Genomic DNA, 22,914 nt, shown 5'->3' on the forward strand with positions numbered 1-22,914 from the left:
AAATACAAATCCTTTGCCTTAACTATTATATTTCTTTATGATTACGAATCGTTTCAAACCATGTATATAATTGTTGATACGTGCTATAAACCAATTCTTTTTCTAATTGCAGTTGGTTCATTTTCTCACGATATGTGTTCGATTCAATTAAATCACGCTTTTTCATTTCTTCTGCTATAAAAATAACACCGTCTTTTATTGTAACAAATTCTAACTCAAAAAACACCTGTGTCATGAAATTTACTGTATCTTTTGACCAACCTTTATGACGACATAGTTGTTCACCATGTTGTCGCAGGGAAAATGGTGCTTTTTGGTGTAAAAAGGAATAATACCATTTAAAGTGTTCCCTTGTTGGAATTGTACTAAATAAATGATTATTCTCTTGATAAAATAGTGTATAAATACGCGCTGGGAACCCAGCCATAAATAGCTTACTAAGTTCTTCAGTTGTAGGTGGTAAATCTAGCAATACAACATATCGATCTTCTAGCTCCGTCACTTCAGAAGCATGCTGAAGTTGTTCCTTATACATTTCTAAAGAAAACTTGTTCAATACTTCTTCAGAAAAATATATCATTGTTACTCTTTCAAGTGAAAGTTCCGCTATATTCGCTTCTACATTACGCATGCTACGCCAATCAAATAATTGCCAAGCATCTACAGCAATATCCTGAACCATAAGCTGCGGCTTTCGGAAATTATTCCATTCATTAATCGACGCTTCTCCCACAACAGATACACGGGCAACTGGAGAAATTTCTTTCGCATAAGCACCAAACCCAAAGCCAATTGTATCTAGCGTTGCTTGTCCATCACGAAGCGCCATTTTCAAATGGGAGCCATCAGAACCAATAGCACGAATACTTTCAAGTTCCGCATCCTGCACTGCAATACGAGGCTTCGGATTCCCAACGCCAAACGGTGCGAGTTTTTGCATTTCTTCAATTGCAGAAAGTGTTACATCCTCTACTTTACAAATTGCATCAACAGTTGTAATCGGAATGAAATCTTCTGCCGTTAAAATAGCCTCTGCTTGTTCATTCAAACGGCGACGTAGTTCCTCTACATCATGCATATGAAGCGTCATCCCTGCCGCCATCGGATGTCCACCAAAATGAGGCAATAACTCTCTACAGTCCGATAAGTTAGCAAACAAATCAAAGCCAGCAATACTTCGAGCAGATCCTTTTGCTGTTTGTTTCTCTGGATCGATATTCAAAATAATTGTTGGACGATAAAAACGCTCTACCAATTTAGAAGCAACAATTCCAATTACACCTGGATTCCATCCTTCTTTTGCCAACACTAATACTTTATTCTTTTCTGGCGGATAGTTGTTTTCTACTTCAGCAATTGCTTCTTCCGTAATTTGCTTCACAATATCTTTTCGAAGCTTATTTAGTTCGTCAATCTCAGCGGCTAATTCTTTCGCTTCTTCTGGATCTTCGGATAGAAGGAGGTGAACTGCTGGAGCTGCATCTTCTAAGCGACCGACCGCATTAATACGCGGCGCCAGTGAGAATCCAATACTTTCTTCAGTAATCTCATTTTGCGAAACATTTCCTACTTTAAATAACGCTTGTAAGCCAACTCGTTTTGTTGCTCTCATTTGTTTCAACCCACGCTGCACGAGCAATCGATTTTCGCCGTGAAGCGATACTAAATCCGCTACTGTACCAATGACAGCAATTTCTAATAAATGTTCTGGTACACGGCCCAGTAATGCATGCGCTACTTTGAATGCAACACCAACACCTGCTAAATAATGAAACGGATACACACCACCCTCTAGCTTCGGATGGATAATCGCCAATGCTTCAGGAAGCTCTGGCGGTGGCTCGTGATGATCCGTAATAATTAGATCAACGCCAAGGTCTTTCGCTACCTGTGCTTCATGAACAGCTGCAATTCCTGTATCGACAGTAATGATCAGCGAGAATCCAGCACCATGTGCCCAGCGAAATGCCGCTTCATTCGGTCCATACCCTTCTGTAAATCGGTTTGGAATATAAAACTCAACATCTGCTCCCAGTTCTTGAAGAGCGAGAAACAAGACGGTCGTACTACTCACACCGTCCGCATCATAATCACCAAAAATTAAAATTTGTTCACCGTTCTGAATCGCTTGTTGCACGCGTTCTACCGTACGGTCCATACCTTCAAGTAAAAATGGATCATGAAACTCTTGCTTTTCTGTATTTAAAAAGTCCATAATCTTTTCTTCTGTATCTAAACCTCTATTGAGGAATAACGAGGTAACAAGAGGGGTCAATTGAAGCTTACTCGCTAATTGACTCACAATCTCCTCGTTATAATGTTTTTCTTTCCAACGCGTCTTCGCTTGTAACACGAAATCACCCCTTAACCCGTCCATTATACTAGACAGATTAAGGGGTGACAATTCCTTTCATTCTCGTTGGTTAAACCAAGCGGACCCTTCAGCACAAACAGTTGCTCCTTTAATTCATCAACCACCTTACTGCCCCTTTGAAGAGTATCCATATCAATTAGGAGAATACGGGTTAATATGAACAAAAACATTTTGTACATTGTCTTGCTTCATTAACGTTTCTTTCACACGTTTACCAATGCCATGTCCTTCTTCAACTGTTATATAGGGGTCAACAGACACTTTAATATCTACAATGACATAGTGGCCATGTTCTCTTGCATATAACGAACCAATTTTTTTCACACCTTCTACTTGCAAGACTGACTCTTTTAGCGGAATAACATCTTCCTCATGAAGCACGTGATCAAGTGTTGTATGAATTGCTTCTTTCCCAATACTCCACGCCATCTTAACAACAAGAAGCGAAACAAATAATCCCGCAACTGGATCGGCATATACAAGCCACTCTAAACCAATTTTATCCCCGATAATCGCTGCAACAATTCCAATTAAAGCTGCGATAGAAGAAAATACATCCGAACGATGCTCATATGCATTTGCAATAATCGCATCACTATTTATCCTTTTTCCCAATCGATACTTATACCGAAACATGCCTTCTTTTACAACGATCGAAAGAAGAACAGCAATCACTGTAATTAAGCGTGGCGGTTCAAGTACTTGCGAAAAAGCTTTTATAGAAGAGATTGCAATTTGAATCCCAACAATAAATAAAAGGACCGCTACAATAATTGCAGAAATCGATTCCGCTTTTCCATGACCATACGGATGATCTTCATCAGGTGGTTGCTTTGCTGCACGTAATCCAAATAAAACAGCTAATGAGCCAATTACATCTGATCCAGAATGAACCGCATCAGCAAGAAGCGCCTTACTATTGCCAATATATCCAATGACAGCCTTTACAATCGCTAGCACAATATTACCGACAATTCCAACAAGTGCCCCAAACTCTGCCTGTTTAAAACGTTCATCTTTTTCCATAAACAAAATCCTTCTTTCATCAATATACCTTTTTGTTTTCACTTTATTGTATCCGTAAACGCAAAAGAGATGCCTCCAAAGAGGCATCATCTTTTTTCACATGCTCTGTTCTAAGTTTTACACTTGTGGTTCAGATACTTCATTGTCTACTTTTTTCTTGCCTTTACCTTTTTTCAATCGGCGATTTTCAAACATTAGCCAAAGTTGAGAAGCAACGAAGACAGAAGAGTACGTACCTACAACCAATCCAACCATTAATGCAACTGAGAAGTTTCGAAGCGATTCACTACCAAAAATAAGCAGTGCAATAACAGGGAACAGCACTGTTAGAACAGTATTAATAGAACGACCTATTGTTTGACGAATACTTGAGTTTACGATTTCTTCTAAATCTTTCAAATCACGAATTCGTTTTTTCTGTTTATATAGCTCACGGTTTCGGTCAAACGTAACGATAGAGTCATTGATGGAATAACCGATGATCGTTAATACCGCAGCGATAAACGTTAAGTCTACTTCCAATTGGAAGATACTGAACACAACAATCATAACGAACGCATCATGCAACAATGCTATTACCGCAGATAACGCATATGTGAAACGGAAACGAATACTCACATATAAAATGATAACCGCTGAGGCAATCATAACCGCGAGAAATGCATTTTGTGCAATTTCTTTCCCGATTGTTGGAGAAACTGTACTTACATTCGGATCTGTACCATATTTATCGTGGAAGAATGTTTTTGTTTTTGCAATTTCATCTTTCGATAAAACACCTATTGTACGAACAGCAAATCCTTTATTGTCGCCTCCAGTTGGTACAATATCTTCTTTTTTTACATCAATTTTCAGCTCATGCAAATCTTTTTGCACTTGTGAAACACTAATCGCTTGGTTTGATTGTAAGTCGATACGTGTACCACTTGCAAAGTCAATTCCAAGGTTCATTTTGAAAATTGGTAGTATGATTGCTCCCGCAATGACAACTACAATTGAGAATAAGAAGAACTTGTGACCAATATTTACAAAGTTAATACGATCAAATTTCGTTGGTGCATGTTCTACACCTTTTGACAACGGCGTAATTTCTTTCTGTTTCACACCAAAATAAGAAAGTTTCTTATCGAAGTAACGGCTTTTCACAAGTAATCCAAGTAGGAAGCGAGTACCGAATACATTTGTAATGAAACCAACTAAAATACTTACAATTAAACTTGTCGCGAACCCTTTTACAGAGCTTGTACCATAAACGAATAACACACCAGCTGCTGCAATTGTTGTAACGTTCGCATCTAAAATCGTTGTCAACGAACGTTGATTACCAGCACGATACGCTGACATCATCGACTTACCGATTCGTAATTCTTCCTTTAATCGCTCGTATGTAATGATATTCGCGTCAACCGCGATACCAACCCCGAGCACTAAGGCCGCAATACCTGGTAATGTAAGGACAGCGTGCATCCAGTTAAAGATAAGCAATGTAACGAAAATGTATAAGCCTAACATGATAACCGCCACAAGTCCTGGTAAGCGGTAGAATACAAGCATAAATAAGAAGATAATAGCAATCCCGATTGCACTTGCAAAAATCGTTTGCTTCAATGCTTGTTCACCAAATTTTGCTCCAACAGATGTAGAATACATTTCTTTTAAATCAACAGGAAGTGCACCAGCATTTAATAAAGATGAAAGCTGTTTTGCACTTTCAACAGTGAAGTTTCCACCTACGATAGATACTTCGGCTTGGTTAAATACTTGATTTACTGTTGCTGCTGATAAAAATTTCGGATTTGGTTTTGCAGACTCTGCTTTATAAGAATCTTTGCCTTCTTCAAAATCAAGCCAAATCACCATTAAGTTTGTTGGTGGTGGCATTTTAGATATTTTTTCAGTTACTGCACGGAATTTATCAGCGCTTTTTAATGTAAGTCCAACACTTGCTCGGCCTTGTTCATCAAACGTTTGCTTCGCTCCGCCACCTTTTAAATCTGTTCCATCCATGAGAAGGTTATCATCTACATCACGGAATGTTAATTTCGCTTGCGTAGATAAAATTTCACGTGCTTTTTGCTGATCTTTTACACCAGCAAGCTGTACACGAATTCGATCTTTCCCTTCGATTTGAATGTTTGGCTCACTTACACCAAGGACATTGACACGATTCTCAAGAGCACCTACTGTACTTACAAGTGCATCATGATCGATTTTATCTCCCTTTTTCGCTGGTTTTACTTCATACAAGATTTCAAAGCCACCGCGAAGGTCTAGTCCGAGACTAATTCCTTTTGTTATGTTTTTTCCAGTCGCACCGATAATTCCACCGATTAATAATACGATGAGAAAAAAGGCGACGATTCTAGTGCTACGCTTTGCCATATGTACCTTGTTCCTGCTACTAAATTCATAAACAAATATTACAATTCATTTACGCTAGACAATTTCCTGTTTCATGAATCCGATCTTGCCACTTACACGCAACCATCGTTCGTTTTGCTCTGCAGGTATTCTTTCACACATACACGTTATCTAACAAAAATTACCATGTATGTTTGTCTAGTTAGTAGACTTCCTTTCTGTAGATTTTTAACATCCTCTTTGCTAGCTTACTTCTAGCAATATAGGCAACCTCTCAGTTCTACATGACACCTACGCCGCTTACACAATGTATGGACGTACCATCACAACCTATATTGTTTCCTACAAACCATTATAATTTCGACTTTCTACCTCCTTTACGTAAAATCTCTGACATAATACATTCCTCTTTATCAATACCTATCATTATACTGCAAAAGGAAGAACAAACCAATTACAGCCGATTATTTATTTTCATATTCTTCAAATGACCAAAGCGGCGCTTGATACGCCTCCACTGTTAAATATGTCATATACTCATTTATTGTTAACGTTAACACATCATTCACAAGTTCATATAATCTAACATCATTACTTACTTTTTTCCATTTTCGGTTTTTTAAGCATGTCCAAACGTCTTCAATCGTCACTCGGTCATAACCAAACAGTTGAAATTCCTCTACTTTGCTTTCTAAAACGACCTGTAACTGTTCGCGATAGGCTTCAATTAAATCCTCTTTTCCAACCACTACCATCACATCTCCTTCTTATTTTCAGCACCAAAAGTCGCTTTTATCCCGCTCTAACTGGCAGCAATATCCCTACATCAAAATGATGAGGTGGCAAAGAAGTTAGGTCGGGAATAACTGCCCCTAAGAGTCCAATTTGTGAGGACTTTCCATTAGTGGGGATGCTGCCCCACTGATAGAAGTTTCACTCTTTATATGCTTCTCATCTTAAATGCTTGTCATTCTTGTCTCGTAAGTGCATATAAATTATTGTAAATCATTCCATTGATTTTGAGAAGGTAGGAGAAGACCATGACGAGACAAAGCTTTTTACGAGGGGCATTTATTTTAATGTTAGCTGGTTTTATTACAAAAATTCTCGGATTTATAAATCGAATTGTAATGGCACGTATTTTAGGAGAAGAAGGCGTCGGTCTCTATATGATGGCTGTCCCCACCTTTATTTTAGCAATTACGTTAACACAAATTGGACTTCCTGTTGCTATTGCGAAGTTTGTCGCGGAAGCAGAAGCAGTAAATGATAAACAAAAAATAAAGAGAATACTAACCGTTTCATTAGCTGTAACGTCTGTAATTAGCATCATCTTAACCGTTGGGATTATGCTCCTTACCCCGATTTTAGCAGAAACATTATTAACTGACAAAAGAACCTATTATCCATTAATAGCAATATTACCTGTTGTCCCTGTCATTGCTGTTTCATCTGTCCTACGGGGATATTTCCAAGGAAAACAAAATATGAAACCAAGTGCGTATGCACAAGTACTAGAACAAATTGTCCGCATTACGATTATCGCAGTATGTATTCGGTTATTTTTACCTTACGGCGTTGAATATGCCGCTGCAGGAGCTATGCTATCAGCCGTACTCGGTGAAGTCGCTTCTTTATTATTTCTACTAACCTTATTCCAGCGTGAAAAACATATTTCCATACGCTCTGGGTTTGTCGGAACTATAAAACAAAGTAAACACACCTTCCATTCACTCATGGAAATCGCGCTTCCTACTACAGGTAGTCGCTTAATCGGATCGATCTCTTATTTTTTCGAACCAATTGTCGTCATGCAAAGCTTAGCAATTGCTGGTGTTGCCGCCTCAGTCGCTACGCAGCAGTATGGAATATTAAACGGCTATGCTTTTCCACTTTTATCATTGCCAGCTTTTATTACATATGCTCTTTCTACAGCACTCGTGCCATCCATTAGTGAAGCAATGGCAAAAAAACAATACCGATTAGTCGAGCATCGCTTGCAACAAGCATTGCGCATTTCCCTTATTACAGGCGGCTGGTCAGTCGTCATTCTCTATGTATTCGCTTCACCTATTTTAACGCTTATGTATGGTTCAGATAGCGCAACTCTCTTTATTCAATTACTTGCACCTTGCTTTTTATTTCACTATTTTCAAAGTCCTCTTACATCCGTTTTGCAAGCTTTAAATTTAGCACGCGCCGCGATGATGAACACATTTGTCGGGGCCATCGTTAAACTACTCGTCATTTTCGTACTTGCTTCAAGACCAGAGTTTCAAATGATGGGAGTTGCTCTCGCTATTGCTGTTAACATTGTCATTGTCACATTACTGCACTACGCAACAGTCTTAAAAAAAATTACATTCACGATTTATATAAAAGATTATATATATGGGTTGATCGCCATTATTATCGCAGGAGCTTTCGGATTTTATATCCATAAATATATTATTTTTGCACCTTCACTCAGTATACAAACATTATGGGAAATTACATTAACTACAATACTTTATATCCTTCTCTTACTTGTTTTTAAACTCATTCGTAAAGAAGAATTACGACGCTTTCCTATTCTTCGTAAACTTTCATTTTTAAAATAATGTTATCAAGTGAAACTTTGATCAGTGGGGGTTCTTCATTCCCTACTGATTATTAGCCCTCACCAATCGAGCTTTTATGAGCAATTTATCCTCTACCTAACTTCTTTGCTTTTAGCAGAACTTTGAGGTGAGGGTTTTACTAAAAGTGAATAGCGGGATAACCTTACGAACAAAAAACTTGTCGTTTCTAAAAAACGGCAGGCTTTCATTTTTCTTCTACATCAACAAAAAACTGTCCATTTTGAAAACTACAATACAAAATGACATTGACATCGTTATACCCCAAATTCTTTAATTTCTCTAAAAGCCACTCATCCGTATGTTCAATCATTTGTAAATGTTTATGTTGAATCTCACCATCAATAATAAGCGGCAATGAAAAAATCGGTGTATCATTTTTACTTTTCTTACTCTTTTGCTTTTGAAAGATAGATAATTTTCCAGACGGTTCTAAAATTGCATACTCTACATCTCTTACATCACCGACCCCTTGTTCACGTAACTGCATCAGTAAATCATCTATGTTGTAACGTTGCTTTCGCATTTGTTTCTCGTCAATCTTCCCCGCATTTACCATAATAGCCGGTTCTCCTTCTATAAGATGACGAATGCCCTGATTTTTCAAAGAAACGATTGATAAAACAATTTGAACAGACATAAGCAATACCATAGGAACAAGCTGATGCCAAAGAGGTTTATCTGTATTTTCAATCGCAACCACAGCCATTTCTCCAAGCATAATAAAGACAACTAAATCTAATACACTCAGTTCTCCAATTTCACGTTTTCCCATAAAGCGAAAGATAATTAAAATCACAACGTATAACAATAGAGTTCTTCCTATTATCGCAAGCCATTCCATCACCTAATCTCCTTTTCCATACAATTTTCTATTCAATAGGATTCCCTTCAAAAAAGAAACTAGTCTAACTTATACGAAATGAAAATATGCTTGTATTAAAAAGGAGGAATGCGTGGTGGATGGAACGAAAAAATTATCTGCAGCCATTGGATTTGGTATCGTCACTTTATTGATACTGGCTTGTGTTGCTAGTATGTTAATTGCTCTATTACTGAAATTCACAAATATTAATGAAGGTACATTGAACATTACCCTTTTTGTACTTGCGATTCTTTCGACTTTCGTTGCCGGGTTTATTGCTGGAATAAAAGCACACGGAAAAGGATGGCTTGTAGGATTGACAACGGGACTTACATTTACTATCCTTGTCTTTCTCGTCAATTATTTAGGTTTTTCACACGCTTTATCCAATTCACAGCTTCTCTATCAACTTGCATTAATGGGAGCAAGTACAATTGGAGGCATATTTGGTGTAAATCTCGGAAAACGCGCTGATTAAAAAAAGCCCTGCATATGCAGGGCTTTTTTTTATTACTTCTTCGCAATTTCGCGAATTGCATTGCGATCAAATGTAAGGTGTGATCCACCAGCTTTAATCACAATCATAGTATCATCCACAGATTCAATTGTACCGTGTAATCCACCAATTGTAACGATTGCATCACCTTTTTGTAAGTTACTTTGCATTTGTGCTACTGCCTTTTGACGCTTTTGTTGTGGGCGAATTAATAAGAAGTAAAAAATCGCAAACATCGCAACAATCATGACAATATTCATCATACCTGGATTCATGTTTTGTTCCTCCTTTAATTATATGTATTAGAAGTTTTTAGCATTCGGTTTATTAAAGCCATATTGTTCAAAGAACTCATCACGGAAATCACCAAGACGGTCTTCACGAATGGCTTGTCTCACCTGCTCCATTAATTTTAACAGAAAATGCAGGTTGTGATAAGACGTTAAACGAATTCCGAACGTTTCGTCACATTTCATTAAGTGACGAATGTACGCACGAGAATAGTTTTTACATGTGTAACAATCACAATTTGGATCAAGTGGACCAAAGTCTCTTGCAAACTTCGCATTTTTCACAACTAAACGACCTTCACTTGTCATGCATGTACCATTTCGCGCAATACGAGTTGGTAATACGCAATCAAACATATCAATCCCGCGAATCGCACCATCAATTAATGAGTCGGGAGAACCAACACCCATTAAATAACGTGGTTTGTTGTCTGGAAGAAGCGGCGTTGTAAATTCAAGCACACGATTCATAATGTCTTTCGGTTCTCCAACGGATAAACCACCCACTGCATAACCTGGGAAATCCATTGAAACAAGATCACGTGCACTTTGACGACGCAGTTCTTCAAACTCTCCGCCCTGTACAATGCCGAATAAACCTTGGTCCTGTGGACGTTGATGTGCTTTTAGACAACGTTCTGCCCAGCGACTCGTACGTTCTACAGATTTTTTCATATATTCGAAAGTTGCTGGGAACGGTGGACATTCATCAAACGCCATCATAATATCAGATCCAAGTGCATTTTGAATATCCATCGCCTTTTCTGGTGATAGGAATAGCTTGTCTCCGTTTAAATGATTACGGAAATGAACGCCTTCTTCTTCAATGCGGCGGAAATCACTTAAACTAAATACTTGGAAACCGCCAGAATCTGTTAAAATCGCACGATCCCAGTTCATAAATTTATGTAAGCCGCCTGCCTCGCGTATAATTTCATGACCTGGACGAAGCCATAAATGATACGTATTACTTAAAATAATACCCGCATCCATCGCTTTTAACTCTTCTGGTGACATTGTTTTAACTGTCGCAAGTGTTCCAACTGGCATAAAGGTTGGTGTGTCAAATGAACCGTGCGGTGTATGGACGCGACCTAAGCGGGCACCCGTTTGTTTACATGTTTTAATGAATTCATAACGAATTGCTGTCATATATTTACTCCTTTTTATTTGTTTCCTACTTTAGAATGAGATGCAACGAACATCGCATCACCGAAGCTAAAGAAACGGTATTTCTCTTTTACTGCTTCATTATAAGCATGAAGGACGCTATCTCTGTTTGCAAATGCACTCACAAGCATAATTAATGTTGACTTTGGTAAATGAAAGTTTGTAATTAAACCGTCAATTGCTTTAAATTCATAACCTGGATACATAAAGATATCGGTCCATCCAGAAGCAGCACAAAGCTTTCCATCATGATCCGTTACGATCGTTTCAAGCGTACGCGTTGACGTTGTCCCAACCGTTATAATGCGCCCACCTTTTTCTTTAACGCGGTTTAATAGGCTTGCTGTTTCTTCTGACACATGATAATACTCTGCATGCATATGATGCTCTTCAATTATATCAGCAGAAACAGGACGGAATGTACCAAGGCCAACATGAAGCGTAATAAATGCTAAATGAACGCCTTGTTTCTTCAATTTTTCTAACAGTTCTTCTGTGAAATGAAGTCCAGCTGTAGGTGCCGCTGCAGAACCAATTTCCTTCGCATATACCGTTTGATAACGGTCACGGTCTTCAAGAGTCTCTTTAATGTACGGAGGAAGTGGCATTTCCCCAAGCTCATCTAAAATCTCATAAAAAATACCATCATATGAAAACTCAAGCTGACGACCACCTTGATCAGCTGTTCCAATACAAGTTGCTTTTAGCCTTCCTTCGCCAAAAGAAATCACTGTTCCTTCTTTTACACGTTTCGCTGGTTTGACAAGTGTCTCCCACTGGTCTCCCTCTTCTTGTTTTAATAAAAGAACCTCAATGTGTGCACCTGTATCTTCTTTCACACCGTGCAAACGAGCAGGCATAACTTTCGTTTCATTTAGCACGAGGCAATCACCTTCATGTAAATAAGAAAAGATGTCAGTGAAATGCTTATGCTCAATCTCACCTGTTTCACGATCTAACACCATTAATCTTGATGTTTCGCGTTGTTCAAGCGGCGTTTGTGCAATAAGTTCTTCTGGTAAATGAAAATCAAACAGATTAATATCCATAACTATGTTCACCTATTTCTATTTAAATCGATTTATTATATACATAACAAAAGATAATGCAATACTTATCACAATACATGTAATGATAGGAAAATAAAAGGTAACGCTCCCCTTTTTTACAAAAATATCGCCTGGAAGCCTTCCTACGAACTTCCAAGCTAACCCAACAATAATAAGAAGGACACCAGCTGTTATAAGCAATTTGGGCATATCCGTCATACTTGCGGCATTTCCATTCCAAAATGTTTATATGCAAGTGGTGTGACGATGCGTCCTCTTGGTGTTCGTTGTAAGAAACCTATTTGTAATAAATATGGTTCATACACATCTTCAATGGTATGAGACTCTTCCCCAATTGTTGCAGAAACTGTTTCTAATCCAACTGGACCACCACGGAACTTTTCAATGATTCCAAGCAATAATTTATGGTCAATATGATCAAGGCCAAGTTTATCTACTTGCAGTAATTCTAATGCCATTTGCGTAATTTCCATTGCAATCGTTCCATCGCTTCGAACTTGTGCAAAATCACGAACACGTCGAAGTAACCTATTTGCAATACGAGGTGTACCTCGTGCTCTTCTAGCAATTTCTAAAGCGGCCAAAGAATCAATTTCAACTTCAAACACTTCTGCTGTACGCTCTACGATTGCCGAAAGCTGATCAACTGTATAATACTCTAATCGTGACAACACCCCAAAACGATCGCGAAGTGGTGCGGATAACGCACCTGCACGCGTTGTTGCTCCAACCAACGTAAACGGAGGTAAATCTAGCCGAACAGAACGTGCGCTTGGGCCTTTTCCAATCACAATATCAAGACAGAAATCCTCCATCGCTGGATATAACACTTCTTCAATTGAGCGATGCAAACGATGAATTTCATCAATAAATAATACATCGCCAGGTTGAAGCGCCGTTAATACTGCCGCTAAATCCCCTGGTCGTTCAATTGCCGGACCTGACGTTGTGCGCATATTAACGCCCATTTCGTTCGCAATAATATTTGCTAATGTCGTTTTCCCGAGTCCTGGTGGCCCATATAACAGAACATGATCTAACGTTTCTTCACGCATTTTCGCCGCTTCAATAAATACTTCTAAATTGTGTTTTGCCTTATCTTGGCCAATATATTGACGCAACGTTTGTGGCCGTAACGAATATTCTAAGTCCACATCTTCATATGCAGATTCTCCTGAGAGGAGACGTTCGTCCATTCTACTCACCTCTTACCATTTAGTAAAAGACTAAGTGCCTTTTTAATATATTGATCCGTCGTAAGTGATTCTTTTAACAATTCTGGTACAACACGGGAAACTTCTCGTTCTGCGTAACCAAGTGCGCGCAGTGCTTCCAAAGCCTCATCCAGCTCAGCGGATGATCCTTTCTTCTCATCAAAACGCTCTTCATCTGAGAATAAATCAACAAAAGCATCCGGTACAACATCTGCTAATTTGCCCTTTAAGTCTAAAATCATTTGACGTGCTGTTTTCTTTCCGACACCCGGGAATTTCACTAAGAATTTTTCATCCTCATGTTCAATTGCTTGGACAACCTGTCCTGTTTGACCTGAGGCTAAAATTGCTAGTGCACCCTTTGGTCCAATCCCCGATACACCTAAAAGTTTTGTAAATAATAAACGCTCTTCACGTGTCTTAAATCCGTAAAGGGCCATTATATCTTCTCTCACATAATGATATGTATATACACGAATTTCTTGCTTACTTCTTTGGAATACATACGGATTTGGCGTGAAAATTTGATAGCCAATTCCATTATGGTCAAGAACGACATATTCTGGTCCTACATGTTCCACATAACCTGTAATATATTCATACAAAATACGATCTCTCCCTCTCAAATCATGTATTCCATTTTAACATACTTAATGATAGAAAAGCGAGAATACCCCCAACGAATGTTCTCTATTCTATTTATAATATTCCTTGTTGTTCTTCTAAAAAAAGAAGCACAATCGAAAGAACGGCCGAAAACAAAAGTAAGCAAACTATTTGATGAAGAGAAAACAGCAGCTCATCTCGAGCTGCTGTTTTTACTACTTTGCACTGCATACTGCTTCATCTCTTCAATTGTTTTCACAAACCGTTCTTTCGATTTTATACGAATTCCTCGTTTTAGTTGTTCACGCTCATAGCTTTCTAACTTTTTCATATCAATTTGAAAAAACGATTGAATCGCATTATCACTCTTCGGTACACCGTTGAATATTTGCAAAATCCCATTTTTTGAAACACCAAAATATCCGCTTGTTTTTAACAATGGTGAAATATCATCCATCCTCTTTTGTAATACAATCTGCACGTCATCTCGATCAACAAGCTGCCACTCTCTATACTCCTGAAGAAACTTCTCTAAGTTCACTACCTTTTCAGTGAAAATCTCCTCACTTACTTCTCCATCTAAATACACACGCTCTAACATAATCGTAATTTGAGGTTCCTTTTGCGTTACATCCTGCACTATCGCCGCAGTTGTAACGCTTGATCCATGATACAAACAAAACATAGCAATCATCACTTGAACTGCAACCATCATGAACTTCATTTCCGCTCACCTCTTCTAGGTAAAATAAAACTTCCATTTACAGTTTTTCCGGAAATAGATGTTTTATCCATGCGAAAGGCGGAGGCGGCTCGTTCAGAATCATAGGACGTTGGAACTCTCAAACGAGAAGTACTTTTTGCTTCGACCGTGAGCGTGAAACGACCGGAGGTTCTAGCCCGCTGGAGCTGGACATAAAAAAGGCAGGTAAAGTTGAACCTTTACCTGCCTTTTTTATATATTTTTATATAATAAGAAAGACGCCTGCATAGCAGGCGTCTTGATGCGTTTACGGCGAGAAACCGGGCGACCACATTCGCGCGTTTAGCACTTAAGCATATCTCTCGTCTTACGTAAATTAGCTCATCGCTTTGCTAATATAACATTAATATGAAAGGAAAGCAAGATAATCATAGAAATATTTTATATCCTTTTACTTCCGGTTCTCAAATAGCACTCTATTAGTATCATTCTCGAAAACAACTAAATGATATTTTAGCTTTTGACACTCCCACGGCTAAAGCCGCAAGCTGACTAACGTCAGTGGAATTCTTGCTACCAAAGGCGAAGTCCATTTCTGGTATCGCTGACGTGCAAGATTGCGGTGTGTCATCACCACTCCCATGACAGACCGTACAGATTTTTGGGTTCTCCATTATGTTTTAACGTCTTGTTCTTGACGACACATATTGTTTTACACACGAAATGAAATTGATTCGTGCAACCTCATACAATATTCGTTTTTCAGAGAACATGATCGTTTTAGAGTCTTTTGCATGACTATAAATAAATTTTAACATGTTTTGCGATGCAAAATCGATAATTCCATCCCATGCCTAAAGGCGGACTAAAGTCCTGCAGGGGCTTTCTCGTATCGCAAAATATGTAACATGATTCATTCAAATATCAAATTCTTTTTATATTTCTTAGTTCCCTATTCCGTTACTTACTTTATAAAGAAAAAACATTCACTTATTATATTTTTTTATAATCTCCTGCTTTGAATCATCATTATTTTTCTAAATCATCGCCAGTTAGTTCATTCAATGGCTGTGGAATTATCATAATTTCTACTTGTAGAAATATAATTTAATTTTATTTTAACATTTTTATATTTTCGACCCCCCCATTTTTTTACAATATCTGCTGCCCACAATTCAATCACTTCTAACATCGTTCTCCATAATCCATACAAGTAATCCTTTACAATTAAATATACTACTCAAAAACATTTATTATGTGTATGTAAAAAGAGGAAGGGTTAACCCTCCCTCTTTTTTTGTTATCGCACTGTACCAGTAAGGCTAGCACGAATGTCTCGGAACATATCCGTTATGTCACGATTTAAATTGTTTGTAACTGTTCCATTACGTAAACGTGTGCTCATCGTATCAACACGTTCAAACATGTCATTTTTTACAGTTACATAAACATTTCTGTTTTTCACATCATTGGCAACAGCTTGACGAATTTCATTTGCCATTGCTTGTTCATCTGTCACTGTATTACGTGGTTTTACCGCAATTACAACGTCATTTCCGTACACAACAGTTGAAACACGATCCACATTATTCATACGCTTTACGCGATTTGTGATTGCTTCAGCTGTTTTTCCGTCATTGTTGATATACGAATTGTTCATCGTAATGTTACGAGTTGGATGTGGATTTGCAATTTGGCCGTTGTAATTTACATCACGGTAATAATTATATCCAACGTCATTACGACGATCGCGAATATCCTGATTAATTCTTGAATACTTCACGTTTCCGTAATTATCTGTTCTGTTGTCGTTACGGTATGTCACATAATCGGTATAACGATCTGTACGCGTCACATCATTTCTATACGGATGCGTACCATACGATGTACGCTCATAATTGTAAGCCGCATTACGATCATCCATCGCACTTTTATTTTTAGTCGTACCACATGCAGCTAACGCACTGGTAACTAACAAAGAAGCAGTAATAATTTTGATTTTTTTGTTCAATACAAAAACCCCCCTTGTTAGGATGAACTTCTCTCTCGAAAAGCTCCCTCTTATCATGAGTAACAAAGGAGGTTTTTACACTGTCAATATTTCACTGAAAACCTTTTCGTATTATTTCCTGATATTCAAAAGAATTCTCTTTTTATTCATCATCTTCTGTAGGCGGTGTTCCAAAAATAGCTGGTGGTTCTGGCTGATAATACATCGCACCAGGCTGCGGTGTATATGCAACTTGCGGTGGTTGCTGATATGGAGAGGCCGGATAATATGGTATACCAGGCTGCGGGCTATATAACGCCCTTTCCCCATCACATCCGCAATCTTCTTCTGCTGGTATTATTGGCGGGGCATTATTCTCCATCGGCATTATATTTGGCATGGAGGTATATTGCATATCGTGCATTGGCATTTGTTGCGGCATCATCGGCACGCCTTGCGTGTAAGGCATTTGATAATATGGATTTTGCTGATGTTGATATGGCATTTGATAATATGGATATGGTTGTGGCATCATCGGCGGTTGATACGACATAGGCATTTGATTGTGCCCCATCATTGGCATTATATTTGGCATTTGGTTACTATCCATCATTGGCATTATATTTGGCATTTGGTTACTATCCATCATTGGCATTATGTTTGGCATTTGGTTACTATCCATCATTGGCATTATATTTGGCATTTGGTTACTATCCATCATTGGCATTATATTTGGCATTTGGTTACTATCCATCATTGGCATTATATTTGGCATTTGGTTACTATCCATCATTGGCATTATATTTGGCATTTGGTTACTATCCATCATTGGCATTATATTTGGCATTTGGTTACTATCCATCATTGGCATTATATTTGGCATTTGGTTACTATCCATCATTGGCATTATATTTGGCATTTGGTTACTATCCATCATTGGCATTATATTTGGCATTTGGTTACTATCCATCATTGGCATTATATTTGGCATTTGGTTACTATCCATCATTGGCATTATATTTGGCATTTGGTTACTATCCATCATTGGCATTATATTTGGCATTTGATTGTTATCCATCATTGGCATTATATTTGGCATTTGATTGTTATCCATCATTGGCATTATATTTGGCATTTGATCGTTATCCATCATTGGCATTATATTTGGCATTTGATCGTTATCCATCATTGGCATTATATTTGGTGGTTGGTTATTATCCATCATTGGCATTATATTTGGTGGTGTTATTTGCGGGATAACAAGATTTTCTTTTGTTACATCCGGTGAAATTATATTACTCACGTTCTCTTTTTGCACTTGCGGTGAAACAACATTACTCACGTTCTCTTTTTGCACTTGTGGTGAAACAACATTACTCACGTTTTCTTTTTGCACTTGTGGTGAAACAACATTACTTACGTTCTCCTTTTGCACTTGTGGTGAAATCACATTGCTCACGTTCTCTTTTTTTGTTTGTGGTGAAATCATATTGTTAGGCTTCATCTTATGAATTTGCGGTGCAAGTAACTCGCTTCCTTTTTTTAATACATCTGAAATTTTATATTCTTTTGCAGGTTTAATGGGCGGTTGTGGCGGCTGTGGTAATATGTTCACTGAGAACTTTCCATGTTCTTTTTGTGCAGGCTTTTCTACCTTTTGTACAACTGGTGGCTTTTCTATAACAGCCGGTTTTTCTACAGCGGGCAGTTTTTCTACAGGTTTTTCCTTTTGTACAGGTACTTCTTTTTGTATTGGTTTTTCTTTCTGCACTTCTTTTTGCGGCTTTACTTGCACTTCTTTTTGCGGCTTTACTTGCACTTCCTTTTGTGTCTGCTGCATAGCAGGTTGTTCTGTAATTGGAGCAGGTTGATACGTTATTTCTTCTTCCTCTTCTATCGAAAGCGGTGTAGGCGTCGCTGCAAACTCTTTTTGTTGTACTTCTTTTACATATTCTTTTGGAGGGACTGAGCCAGCGCCCGGATTCTTTTTCATATGAACACTGCTGGATGGTACTTTAATTTTCATACCCGGCATGATGAGATCTGGATTACTAAGCTGTTTATTCGCTTGTTTTAATGTTTCAAAATCCACTCCGTACTTTTTCGCAATTTTCCAAAGGGTATCCCCTTTTTGCACGATATGAATTTTCAAATTTTCCCCCTCCTGTATAACTTATCTATAAATAGATGCAGTTTAAGATAAAACTTCCCTATCAGGAACATATTTTTCCCCTATATGGTTAATCAAACCATTCAGACTCTTACCATTCGAAAAATAACGAATGCTTCATAAATGCGGGATAAATACAATGATTTCTTCAACACAATGTATGCTCCTAATCGCCCGATTATGTACAAATAAAAAAAGCGACGAGAATCCGCCGCTTTTATCCCGCTATTCGCGGGCAGTAATACCCTCACCTCAAAATTCGGCAGGAAGTCAAGAAGTTAGGTGGGGGATAAACTGCCCGTAAAAGCCCGATTGGTGAGGGCTAATGATCAGTGGGGATGAAGAAAACCCCCACTGATCAAAGTTTCACTTTATGCACGCTCCAACATACGATTCAATGCGAGCACTGCTTCTTTTGTGATTCGCTTATCCACTTGAATGACATTTACTTCTTCTCCTTGTTCTATCTTTTCTAACGCCCACAATAAATGAGGTAAGTCAATACGATTCATCGTTAAACAAGGACACATAAATGGGTTTAATGAAATAATTTCTTTATCGGGATGCTGCTTAATAATACGATTTACTAAATTCATCTCTGTACCAATCGCCCATTTACTTCCAGACGGTGCTTTTTCAATCATTTCAATGATATATTTTGTTGATCCTGTATAATCAGAAGCTTCTACAACCTCATAACAACATTCTGGATGAACAATAATATTCATATTGGGCTGATTTTTTCTCACACTTTCAATATTTTTTACAGTGAAATTTTGATGAACAGAACAATGCCCTTTCCATAAAATCACTTTAACATCTTCTATATCCCCATCATACTCTAATGAATCCGTATGCGGATCCCAAACAGCCATTTTGTCTAATGGAATCCCAAGATCATATGCTGTATTTCTCCCTAAGTGCTGATCTGGTAAGAACACAAGACGTTCTTTCTGTGTAAATGCCCAGGATACCATTTTTTGGGCATTTGAAGATGTTACAGTCGCACCACCGTTCCGACCACAAAATGCTTTAATTGCGGCTGTAGAATTGACATATGTAAGTGGAATCATCGTATCTCCAAATAATTGCTGGAGTTCTTTCCAAGCTCGTTCCGTTTGTTCAATATCGGCCATATCGGCCATGGAACACCCAGCACGCATATCTGGTAAAATGACGACTTGCTTATCTGTCGTTAACATATCTGCTGTTTCAGCCATAAAATGCACGCCGCAAAACACAATATATTTTGCGGCTTTATTGCCAGCTGCCACCTGTGCGAGTTGTAAGGAATCTCCCGCAGCATCTGAAAATTGAACGACCTCATCTTTTTGATAATGATGTCCTGGAATAAATAGCGCTGTTCCTAACCTTTCTTTAATTTCACGAACGCGTTCTTCCATTTCTTTCACTGACATCGTTTGATAACACTCTGGTAATATCGTTTCGATTGGCTCTACTTTCTCTAAAATATTCATCTGTAATCTCCCCCTCTTGCCGCCCTCTTTATACTTCAATGTTAAAACTAATGTCTAATGCCTTCACTGAATGTGTTAATAGTCCCAATGAAATGTAATCTACCCCTGTTTGACCATATTTCGCTAAATTTTCAATTGTAATCCCGCCCGAAGCTTCCGTGACAATTGCACTTGGCACAAGCTTAGAAAATGCGCGAACTTCTTCTGGCGTACGATTATCAAACATGATAATATCTGCTCCTGCTAAAACGGCTTCCCGTACTTGTTCTTCTGTCTCCGTTTCCACCTCGACTTTCACCATATGACCAAGCTTTTCTTTGACAGATGTCACCGCTTTTGTAATGGATCCAGCAAAAGCAATATGGTTATCTTTAATCATGACACCATCATATAATCCGAAGCGATGGTTATACCCACCACCACAAACAACTGCATATTTATCAAACATACGCAGTCCTGGCATCGTTTTTCTCGTATCACAAATACGCGTATGATCACTTTGAAGCGCCTCCACTGCACTACGGGTCATCGTCGCCACACCGCTCATGCGTTGAATAATATTCAATATTACGCGCTCTGCTGTTAATAAAGAAGCAATCGGCCCTTGTACAGTCGCTAAAATTTCTCCCTTTTCTACCGCATCCCCATCTTTTTTATGCAAAGTAACTTTAGTACTGTCATCTAGTAATCGAAATCCTTGTTCAATTACCGTAGTTCCCGCAAATACACCTGTATCTTTTACAAGAAATGTTCCCCTGGCTTGCAGATTTTCTGGAAAAATAAGTTGAGATGTGACATCACGTTCACCAATATCTTCTAAAAAAAATCGATTCAATGCTTCTTTTACCTTTAACGCATTCATAAAACCCCTCTTTTCCCCTCGTTACACAAGTTCTGGTTTTCTCTTAGCAATAATAATTTCCTTCGTTACTTTATTTCTTGCCGGATAATCATCACGATAATGACCACCTATGCTCTCTTTTCTTTGTAATGCTGCCTCCGTAATAAACTGGCAAACCGTTAACATATTGATAATTGTTATTTCTTCATTTGTAAGGGTGCTATATGGTAGCTGAATGTTCTGAACACTATACTGCCGAAACCATTGTTTTGCATACGATAATCCCTCTTCTGTCCGTACAATTCCTACATATTTCATCATGTGTGCCTGTATCTCTTGTTTCGTCGGAAATTTATGGAATCGGGACGTTCCCTTTATTTCTTCTTTTTTGTTTACATTTCCTAACGCTGGATGAGTTAAAATATGTTTTCCAATTCGCTTTCCAAATACGAGCCCTTCTAGCAATGAATTACTTGCTAATCGGTTCGCACCGTGAACACCGTTACACGCTACTTCACCAACAGCATATAAATGAGAAATTGACGTTTCCCCGTCACAATTTGTTTTAATGCCCCCCATATGAAAATGAGCACCCGGTACAACCGGGATCATTTTTTTGTTCAAATCCACGCCATGTTGCTGACATAATGTCGATACAGTTGGAAAACGGTCTTCAAAGTTTTGAATCGAAGAAATATCCAAGTATACACTTTCACCAACTAGTAATTGTTCATGAATGGCACGAGCAACAATATCACGCGGTGCAAGGTCGCACTGCGGATGGATTCCCATCATAAAGCGCTCTCTTTTCCCATTTAAAAGGACAGCCCCTTCTCCCCGTACCGCTTCTGAAACAAGTCCACAGCAACGTCCACCTACATGTAACATCGTTGGATGAAATTGTATAAATTCTAAATCGACAAGTTCCCCACCAGCTCGGTAAACCATCGCTAAACCATCGCCCGTAATTGTCTCGTCGTTAGATGTAAACGCATAAACTCCCCCTACACCGCCTGTAGCTAACACAATATGGTCAGCATAATAACGTTGTATGCTCCCTTCACTATCACGTGTCAAAACACCACAGCATATTTCATTTTCTATAATTAAATCGAGCACCATCTCTTGCTCCACTACTGTGACGTATGGAGCTACTTCCCCAATGAGATGCTCTAATAAATTTCTTCCTGTTGCATCGCCTCCTGCATGTAGAATGCGTCGTTTTCGATGCGCGCCTTCTTTGCCAAGATGAAGCCCTTGTTCATCTTCATCAAATCGCATACCGTTTGCAATTAGTTTACGAACTTCCTTCGACCCTTCTTCTACCAAATAACGAACAGATTCTTCATTATTATAGTCACACCCTGCCGCAAGCGTATCTTCGTAATGATCATTCGCATTGTCATATGTAGCAACAGCTGCTGCAATCCCGCCTTGCGCTAAATGTGTATTATTATTTCGTTTCGTTTTTTTTGTGATAATCATCACATTCTTTTCGTGACAAATCTCTCTCGCAGCACTGAGTGCTGCAACACCGCTTCCGATAATTAAGACATCTGCACTCGGCATTATCATTGCCCCCTAGTTTACATTTAACAACTGTCTTGACACCTATATTTACATAGTTTTAAAATAATGACAA

Annotated in this window: 19 protein-coding genes; 2 read left to right on the plus strand and 17 right to left on the minus strand. The window is 38.5% G+C overall.

The annotated features are described in order from the left end of the window. Positions 1-25 precede the first annotated feature (25 nt). From recJ to QUF99_RS23110, 4 genes are all read right to left on the minus strand, one after another. On the minus strand, positions 26-2,353 hold the full coding sequence (recJ, locus tag QUF99_RS23095; RefSeq protein ID WP_289373185.1) for a single-stranded-DNA-specific exonuclease RecJ: 2,328 nt from the start codon (positions 2,351-2,353) through the stop codon (positions 26-28). A gap of 153 nt (positions 2,354-2,506) precedes the next feature. Next, a complete protein-coding gene (locus QUF99_RS23100; RefSeq protein WP_289373187.1) occupies positions 2,507-3,400 on the minus strand; it encodes a cation diffusion facilitator family transporter in 894 nt (297 codons plus the stop codon). Positions 3,401-3,517: 117 nt separating this feature from the next. After that, entirely contained in the window at positions 3,518-5,782 is a 2,265-nt protein-coding gene (gene secDF, locus QUF99_RS23105; RefSeq protein WP_289373188.1) for a protein translocase subunit SecDF, read from the minus strand. A 443-nt stretch (positions 5,783-6,225) separates the two neighbouring features. After that, positions 6,226-6,510, minus strand: a complete 285-nt coding sequence (locus QUF99_RS23110; RefSeq protein ID WP_289374750.1) for a post-transcriptional regulator — start codon at positions 6,508-6,510, stop codon at positions 6,226-6,228. Between the two features lie 291 nt (positions 6,511-6,801). On the opposite strand from QUF99_RS23110, the gene spoVB reads away from it, so the two are divergent. After that, positions 6,802-8,361 (plus strand): stage V sporulation protein B, encoded by a 1,560-nt coding sequence (gene spoVB / locus QUF99_RS23115; protein ID WP_289373190.1) that lies wholly within the window; start codon positions 6,802-6,804, stop codon positions 8,359-8,361. A 205-nt stretch (positions 8,362-8,566) separates the two neighbouring features. On the opposite strand, the gene QUF99_RS23120 is transcribed toward spoVB, so the two are convergent. After that, positions 8,567-9,223, minus strand: a complete 657-nt coding sequence (locus QUF99_RS23120) for a DUF421 domain-containing protein (RefSeq protein ID WP_289373192.1) — start codon at positions 9,221-9,223, stop codon at positions 8,567-8,569. 115 nt (positions 9,224-9,338) lie between these two features. Between QUF99_RS23120 and QUF99_RS23125 the strand changes: the two genes are divergently transcribed. Beyond that, entirely contained in the window at positions 9,339-9,722 is a 384-nt protein-coding gene (locus QUF99_RS23125; RefSeq protein ID WP_289373193.1) for a TIGR04086 family membrane protein, read from the plus strand. Positions 9,723-9,754: 32 nt separating this feature from the next. Here QUF99_RS23125 and yajC read toward each other — a convergent pair whose 3' ends face one another. The 12 genes from yajC to nadB form a co-directional block, all read right to left on the minus strand. After that, positions 9,755-10,015 (minus strand): preprotein translocase subunit YajC, encoded by a 261-nt coding sequence (gene yajC / locus QUF99_RS23130; RefSeq protein ID WP_289373195.1) that lies wholly within the window; start codon positions 10,013-10,015, stop codon positions 9,755-9,757. A gap of 27 nt (positions 10,016-10,042) precedes the next feature. Further along, positions 10,043-11,182 carry a tRNA guanosine(34) transglycosylase Tgt gene (gene tgt, locus QUF99_RS23135; protein WP_286122076.1) on the minus strand — a complete coding sequence of 380 codons (1,140 nt, stop codon included), beginning with the start codon at positions 11,180-11,182 and terminating at the stop codon, positions 10,043-10,045. Positions 11,183-11,196: 14 nt separating this feature from the next. Then, the gene (gene queA / locus QUF99_RS23140; protein ID WP_289373198.1) at positions 11,197-12,249 is read right to left on the minus strand and encodes a tRNA preQ1(34) S-adenosylmethionine ribosyltransferase-isomerase QueA; all 1,053 of its coding nucleotides are present in this window, start codon (positions 12,247-12,249) and stop codon (positions 11,197-11,199) included. A gap of 18 nt (positions 12,250-12,267) precedes the next feature. Further along, positions 12,268-12,468 (minus strand): DUF2905 domain-containing protein, encoded by a 201-nt coding sequence (locus QUF99_RS23145; protein WP_289373200.1) that lies wholly within the window; start codon positions 12,466-12,468, stop codon positions 12,268-12,270. After that, complete coding sequence (gene ruvB, locus QUF99_RS23150) at positions 12,465-13,466, minus strand: Holliday junction branch migration DNA helicase RuvB (RefSeq protein ID WP_289373202.1); 1,002 nt, start codon at positions 13,464-13,466, stop codon at positions 12,465-12,467. Before ruvB ends, QUF99_RS23145 begins: the two co-directional genes overlap by 4 nt. 5 nt (positions 13,467-13,471) lie before the next feature. After that, a complete protein-coding gene (gene ruvA / locus QUF99_RS23155; RefSeq protein ID WP_286122080.1) occupies positions 13,472-14,089 on the minus strand; it encodes a Holliday junction DNA helicase RuvA in 618 nt (205 codons plus the stop codon). A 194-nt stretch (positions 14,090-14,283) separates the two neighbouring features. After that, positions 14,284-14,814, minus strand: coding sequence for a BofC C-terminal domain-containing protein (locus QUF99_RS23160; RefSeq protein WP_289373204.1), 531 nt, complete (start codon positions 14,812-14,814; stop codon positions 14,284-14,286). 1,279 nt (positions 14,815-16,093) lie between these two features. After that, the gene (locus QUF99_RS23165; protein ID WP_289373205.1) at positions 16,094-16,804 is read right to left on the minus strand and encodes a YhcN/YlaJ family sporulation lipoprotein; all 711 of its coding nucleotides are present in this window, start codon (positions 16,802-16,804) and stop codon (positions 16,094-16,096) included. 142 nt (positions 16,805-16,946) lie between these two features. After that, entirely contained in the window at positions 16,947-18,935 is a 1,989-nt protein-coding gene (gene safA, locus QUF99_RS23170; protein WP_289373206.1) for a SafA/ExsA family spore coat assembly protein, read from the minus strand. A gap of 389 nt (positions 18,936-19,324) precedes the next feature. Further along, positions 19,325-20,431 carry a quinolinate synthase NadA gene (gene nadA / locus QUF99_RS23175; RefSeq protein WP_289373208.1) on the minus strand — a complete coding sequence of 369 codons (1,107 nt, stop codon included), beginning with the start codon at positions 20,429-20,431 and terminating at the stop codon, positions 19,325-19,327. Positions 20,432-20,459: 28 nt separating this feature from the next. Next, positions 20,460-21,293: a carboxylating nicotinate-nucleotide diphosphorylase gene (gene nadC, locus QUF99_RS23180; RefSeq protein ID WP_289373209.1), complete on the minus strand. Its 834-nt coding sequence runs from the start codon at positions 21,291-21,293 to the stop codon at positions 20,460-20,462. Between the two features lie 21 nt (positions 21,294-21,314). Continuing rightward, the gene (gene nadB, locus QUF99_RS23185; protein WP_289373211.1) at positions 21,315-22,841 is read right to left on the minus strand and encodes an L-aspartate oxidase; all 1,527 of its coding nucleotides are present in this window, start codon (positions 22,839-22,841) and stop codon (positions 21,315-21,317) included. Positions 22,842-22,914: the final 73 nt, after the last annotated feature.

This window comes from Bacillus sp. DX4.1, from assembly GCF_030348195.1.
GTDB lineage: Bacteria > Bacillota > Bacilli > Bacillales > Bacillaceae_G > Bacillus_A.

Excerpts from the sequence above, each read along its gene's own strand:
- spoVB (WP_289373190.1), top strand. The coding sequence starts at position 6,802 with ATGACGAGACAAAGCTTTTTACGAGGGGCATTTATTTTAATGTTAGCT.
- queA (WP_289373198.1), bottom strand. The coding sequence starts at position 12,249 with ATGGATATTAATCTGTTTGATTTTCATTTACCAGAAGAACTTATTGCA.
- nadC (WP_289373209.1), bottom strand. The coding sequence starts at position 21,293 with ATGAATGCGTTAAAGGTAAAAGAAGCATTGAATCGATTTTTTTTAGAA.
- QUF99_RS23120 (WP_289373192.1), bottom strand. The coding sequence starts at position 9,223 with ATGGAATGGCTTGCGATAATAGGAAGAACTCTATTGTTATACGTTGTG.
- QUF99_RS23145 (WP_289373200.1), bottom strand. The coding sequence starts at position 12,468 with ATGACGGATATGCCCAAATTGCTTATAACAGCTGGTGTCCTTCTTATT.
- nadA (WP_289373208.1), bottom strand. The coding sequence starts at position 20,431 with ATGAATATTTTAGAGAAAGTAGAGCCAATCGAAACGATATTACCAGAG.
- secDF (WP_289373188.1), bottom strand. The coding sequence starts at position 5,782 with ATGGCAAAGCGTAGCACTAGAATCGTCGCCTTTTTTCTCATCGTATTA.
- QUF99_RS23100 (WP_289373187.1), bottom strand. The coding sequence starts at position 3,400 with ATGGAAAAAGATGAACGTTTTAAACAGGCAGAGTTTGGGGCACTTGTT.
- QUF99_RS23160 (WP_289373204.1), bottom strand. The coding sequence starts at position 14,814 with ATGAAGTTCATGATGGTTGCAGTTCAAGTGATGATTGCTATGTTTTGT.
- tgt (WP_286122076.1), bottom strand. The coding sequence starts at position 11,182 with ATGACAGCAATTCGTTATGAATTCATTAAAACATGTAAACAAACGGGT.
- yajC (WP_289373195.1), bottom strand. The coding sequence starts at position 10,015 with ATGAATCCAGGTATGATGAATATTGTCATGATTGTTGCGATGTTTGCG.
- ruvB (WP_289373202.1), bottom strand. The coding sequence starts at position 13,466 with ATGGACGAACGTCTCCTCTCAGGAGAATCTGCATATGAAGATGTGGAC.
- nadB (WP_289373211.1), bottom strand. The coding sequence starts at position 22,841 with ATGCCGAGTGCAGATGTCTTAATTATCGGAAGCGGTGTTGCAGCACTC.